This is a genomic window from Armatimonas sp. (assembly GCF_031410135.1).
GTDB lineage: Bacteria > Armatimonadota > Armatimonadia > Armatimonadales > Armatimonadaceae > Armatimonas.
Map to the genome: position 1 here is coordinate 1 of NZ_JANNYP010000872.1, position 4858 is coordinate 4858.

At 59.1% G+C, this 4858-nt stretch carries 5 protein-coding genes; 4 read left to right on the plus strand and 1 reads right to left on the minus strand.

From position 1 onward, the window contains the following. Nucleotides 1-194: phage holin family protein (locus RMO15_RS31295; RefSeq protein WP_309722592.1), on the minus strand; the 194-nt coding region annotated here is incomplete at its 3' end. Between the two features lie 39 nt (nucleotides 195-233). Here RMO15_RS31295 and RMO15_RS31300 point away from each other — a divergent pair. The 4 genes from RMO15_RS31300 to RMO15_RS31315 form a co-directional block, all read left to right on the plus strand. After that, complete coding sequence (locus RMO15_RS31300; RefSeq protein ID WP_309722595.1) at nucleotides 234-989, plus strand: sulfite exporter TauE/SafE family protein; 756 nt, start codon at nucleotides 234-236, stop codon at nucleotides 987-989. A gap of 6 nt (nucleotides 990-995) precedes the next feature. Beyond that, entirely contained in the window at nucleotides 996-1739 is a 744-nt protein-coding gene (locus RMO15_RS31305) for a WecB/TagA/CpsF family glycosyltransferase (RefSeq protein WP_309722598.1), read from the plus strand. Beyond that, nucleotides 1736-2785 carry a hypothetical protein gene (locus RMO15_RS31310; protein WP_309722601.1) on the plus strand — a complete coding sequence of 350 codons (1050 nt, stop codon included), beginning with the start codon at nucleotides 1736-1738 and terminating at the stop codon, nucleotides 2783-2785. The genes RMO15_RS31305 and RMO15_RS31310 overlap by 4 nt, the downstream gene beginning before the upstream one ends. A 4-nt stretch (nucleotides 2786-2789) precedes the next feature. Then, a partial coding sequence (locus RMO15_RS31315) for a hypothetical protein (RefSeq protein WP_309722604.1) occupies nucleotides 2790-4858 on the plus strand: 2069 nt, incomplete at its 3' end.

Sequence of the window (4858 nt, forward strand, 5' to 3'; positions counted from 1 at the left end):
AGTCTTAGAATCGGCCCCACAAAGGCATTGACGAGTGTCACCACCGCGATCGAGAAAAACGCCCCAATCGCACCATCTAGGATCAAGCCTTTTTTCCCACCCAGAAATGGAGCCATCGGCTGCACGTAGCTCCAGGAAAACACCGTCAGATACAGCGCCACTGCGCCCACGATCCAGCGAACGATCCACATCATTTTTTGTTATCTCCCCCTAGGGGTATTATACTGGCTGGTATGACCTTTCTGCCGGTGCTGATCTTTCTCGCGGCGCTGCTCTACGCCTCGGTGGGGCATGCGGGGGCATCGGGGTACCTGGCGGCGATGGCGCTGGTTGGAATGAGCGCGGAGGTAATGAAGCCCTCGGCACTGGTGCTGAACTTATTGGTCTCTAGCATTGGCACCGTAGCCTTTGCCCGTGCGGGGGCGTTCTCGTGGCGGCTTTTCTGGCCCTTTGCCCTAGGCGCGATTCCTCTGGCCTACTTTGGGGGCGCAGCCAAGCTCGACGGTAGCTGGTACAAGCCTCTGGTGGGCGTGGTCTTGCTCGTTGCCGCCGTGCGTCTGCTCTTTGGAAAGCTCCCCACTGTCGAGAATACTGGACGACCCAACGATACCAATATTCCCCAGATGCCACCGATCTGGCTGAGCGTGTTATTGGGGGCGGGAATCGGATTTCTGGCGGGCCTGACGGGCACCGGCGGCGGGATTTTCCTCACGCCGCTCTTGCTACTGATGGGCTGGGCAAAAGCAAAAGAGGCAGCGGGAACCTCGGTGGCCTTTATTCTTGTCAACTCGCTGGCCGGGCTCGCCGGAAAACCCAGTAGCCTGGCGCACCTGCCACCCAGTCTCTGGCTCTGGGCCATCGCCGCCGTCGCGGGTGGTTCGCTTGGGGCGATTCTCGGAAGCAAGCGTCTTCCTCCCCCCAGCCTGCGCCGCCTCCTTGCCCTTGTGCTCCTCATCGCCGCAGCCAAGCTGATCTTTACGATAAAATAGCCTTCTATGGCTGAACTTCCGCCGCGCAACTCGATTACCCTTCATGGGATGCGCATTGACCGTGTGACTATGGAAGGGGCGCTGGCGTATGTCGCCTCGTTTATCGCGTCGGGGAAACCCCATCATATTGTGACGGCTGACGCGTCCATGGTGATGACCTACCGCGAGGACAAAGACTTTGCCGCGATTGTCGAGCAAGCGGAGCTGATCACTCCCGACGGTGCGGGGATTATTTGGGCAAGCAAGCGTCTGGGTATACCGATTACTGCCAAAGTCAGTGGCGTGGACCTCTCTGCCAAGCTGGTTGAACTCTCGGGCAAAAATGGCTGGCGCATCTTCTTTTTTGGGGGCGCTCCGGGCGTCGCAGAAGCGGCGGCGCAGAAAATGCGAGAGAGGTTCCCGGATGCCAATATCTGCGGCATCCGCGACGGCTACTACAAGGCTGACGAAGAAGATGCCGTGGCCGAGCAGATCGCAGCTACAAAGCCCGATATTCTCCTAGTCGCCATGGGAATTCCGCGCCAGGAAAAGTTTATCCAGCGACAGAAAGTGAGGGTGGGAGCAAAAGTCTATATCGGCGTCGGAGGGACACTCGATGTCTTCTCTGGCACGGTGAAGCGTGCCCCGGTCTGGATGCAAAAGTCCGGCCTAGAGTGGCTCTACCGGATCTCGTCGAACCCCAATGCAGCACGCCTGAAAAAACTTGCGGCCCTGCCTCGTTTTGCCTTACTTACCCTCAAAAAATCATGAAAATCTGTCTGGAATATGTCTCCGCTAACCCCAATAGCCCTATCACAATTCAGCATGCCCGTGCCGCCGTGGTGGGAGATATTTTAAGCCGCGTCTTTACGGATGCGGGCCATAGTGTTACCCGCGAGTTCTATGTCAATGACGCGCCGGGCACTACCCTCAGCGCTTTTGCCCGGAATGTCGCCACCGAAGCCGAGCCCTTCGCCGCCGAGATTGCTAAGTCCGCACGAGGCGCAACCCTCTCCGATATCCTCGCGGCAGTGCGCACCCGGCAAAATGCCAGCCTCGTGGAACTCGGTGTTAGCTTCGACTCGTTTATCTCCGAGGCGGAGCTGTTGCGCTCCGGAGAAGTGGATAAGCTCTTGACCGATCTTACGGCGGCGGGTCAGACGACTTGGCGTGGCGGAGCACTCTGGCTCAAGAGTGGGGAGCAAGACTGGCCCCTGGTGCGCACCCAAGGCGGCCCGACCTATCTGGCAAGTGACCTGGCGTACCATCGGCAGAAGCTCTCGCGCGGCTTTGACTTGCTCATTGACCTCTGGAGCGATGACCATGGTGCCTATGAGGCGCGCACCCGTGCCGGGCTTCAGGCACTGGGCTGTGCACCTGAGGCGCTGCAAATTAGTTTGATCGCGCCGGTAAGAATTTTGAAGGAAGGGCAGGAAAGGCGGGTCGGAAAGTACGGAGCGCTGCCTGTGCTGGAAGAGATTCTGCCGCAGACGACGCCTCAGCAGCTGCGCTGGTGGTTTGCCGAAGCGGATCCGAGTACCCCGCAAGTAATAAACCTGGATGTGCCGTCGCAGGCCCCCGCGCAGCTGCACTCCGCACTGACCTCTTCCCATGTGGGCGAGACGGCGGCACTGGAAGCTGCCTGTGCAACAGCAACCATAGCCTTGGAACAAGCACAAAAGACTCTCTCCTCACGACCTCTGGCTGAGGCAGCTCTAGGACTTGCGGCGGCACTGACAGGAGCCATGCCCGCCGGTAGCGCTGCTGAGGAGGCTCGACAGGGACTCCAAAAACTCCTTACGATTCTGGGTATTTAAGACGATGATGAACCCTCTTGCTTTGCTAGCCCTTCTCCCCCTCGCTCTGATAGGCCCCTCTTCGATCTCTAACGGAGGAGTCTACACCGATGGAGCCGGGGAAAAACACGCCTGGCGTGTCGCGGAGAACCACTCCCTTGTCTGGGATGGCAAGCCTTTTGTGCCTGTTGGAGGACTCTTCCAGGTCAAGTCGTGGGCTCCTGGAGCGACGGAGGCAGACTTTGCGGATGATAGGGCGGCGCTCCAGCGGCTCAAGGCCAGTGGAATCACGGATATCTACCTCCAGCCTCTCAAGGGAGGAATTACCCTGGTCAAGCCTACAGCGATCCAGCGGATAATAGACGCCGCGGATGCGGAGGGATTCACCTATGGTCTCTCTCTGGCGGATGCTCCACGCACGCCGTTGCTGGGCTACCAGATCCTTCCTGGACGCTACCTCCAAGATGCTCCCAGCAACGGCGGGCAAGTCCGCTTCCCTATCAAGAACCTGAGCCGTGCCCTCTGGTTTATCGCCGACCCAAGCACACGACAGATCCTTGATCTTGGGACGGCAGATATTGTCGCGGAAGGTGCCCGTGCCAATGTCTCCTTTAAAGAGGGACGCAACCGGCTGGTGCTTTACCCCGAGCGCCTCTTTCTCGCGGGCAGCGAGCTTGGCATTCCTAATGTCTGGGAGGGCTTTGATAAGTACCGCGACGATCTGCTCCTGCTCTTTAGCCAGGTAAAGCTCGGCAGAGGCTTTCGCTTCTTTTCTGACCCGCTTGGGCTAACACTTTCTCTCACGGGAGAAGCACGCCAGATTGTCCCCAGCGGCACTGCCTTCCAGACCGAGTGGGCGCTCTATCTTTCTCATCGCTACGCCACGCTTGATAGCCTTGAGGCAAAGTGGGGGGTGAAAGATCGAGGAGCGATCAAAAGCTTCGATGATGCCGCTCAGCTCCTTCCCCTCTGGTGGGCAGAAAAGGGCTTACCGCAGTTCTATCACAAAGGGAGTAGCACCCTTATCGCCGCTCAGGATAGCAACTCTAGCTTCTGGCAGGACCTGGAAACCTTCAAGACCGAGTCGCTACGGGGCTACATGAATCAGCTTGCCATCGCGCTCAAACGCGGGGTTGCCGAAGTGCCCGTCGTCTATCGCTCTCGGGGATTCTCTCCCCTATTTGCACGAATAGAGCCGCGCGCAGGCTTCGATGGCGTGGGCATTGAAGCCTATGGCAAAGGCATCGAGCCTATCGCCTACACAGGAGCCGAGACCTATGCACAGCTCAGCGATGCGCCCCGTTCTCTCTGGCTGCCGGTTCTAGCCACTCAGGAGTCGCGTATCCCGCAGACAACCCAGCCGGGCTTCGCCACCAAGCGCTTGCTCTTTAGCATGCTAGATGCTCTGCGCGACACGGGAGCACGTGGGTTCTATGTGGATGGCGTTAGGCTCGTCGAGCCCGCCCGCGTCGCCTATGACCTCTCGCAGCAGCCGGAGCAGCTTGGCTGGCTGGGCGAGTACCAGAGGCAGCTCGGGGTCATGGGGATCGCGGCGGCAGCCCCTCCCCGGGATAAAGCGGTCTTCTATCCACGAACCTACAAGCCCCTTCAGCCCCGTCCCCTCCAAGATGGAAGCTGGTGGCTTCCCAGCGACCGGGAGTACATGCTCTACAACTTTGGCCCCGCCGGGCGCGCCTACAGCATGAGCGAGCCGGAAGGCCCAGTGTTCTACCTCTGGAACCCCACCGGCCCACGCCAGATCAAGCTCAAGATCCCCAAGCAAGCAAACCTCTCCAATGCGGCTCCCCTGAGCTGGTTGCCCAAGGAGCGCGGCGTTATTTCCAAAGATACGCTGACTCTCACCATCGGCCCCGAGCCCCTGCGTCTCTACAACTTTCCCTCTCTGCCCCTCCCACAAGAGGCATTCCCCGAGACCATGACCCGAGCGGAAGCCCTCCTCGCAGGCATCAGTAAGCGCAAGTTCAATGAGACCTCATTTCTTGGCATTGAGCTACAGAACCTCAAGCGACGCTATAAAAGTGACGTGACGACATCGGCCTACCAGGCTCTGACGGATCTCCAGCAAAAAGTGGA

Coding starts and splice junctions, on each gene's coding strand:
- RMO15_RS31300 (WP_309722595.1), top strand. CDS start 234: ATGACCTTTCTGCCGGTGCTGATCTTTCTCGCGGCGCTGCTCTACGCC.
- RMO15_RS31305 (WP_309722598.1), top strand. CDS start 996: ATGGCTGAACTTCCGCCGCGCAACTCGATTACCCTTCATGGGATGCGC.
- RMO15_RS31310 (WP_309722601.1), top strand. CDS start 1,736: ATGAAAATCTGTCTGGAATATGTCTCCGCTAACCCCAATAGCCCTATC.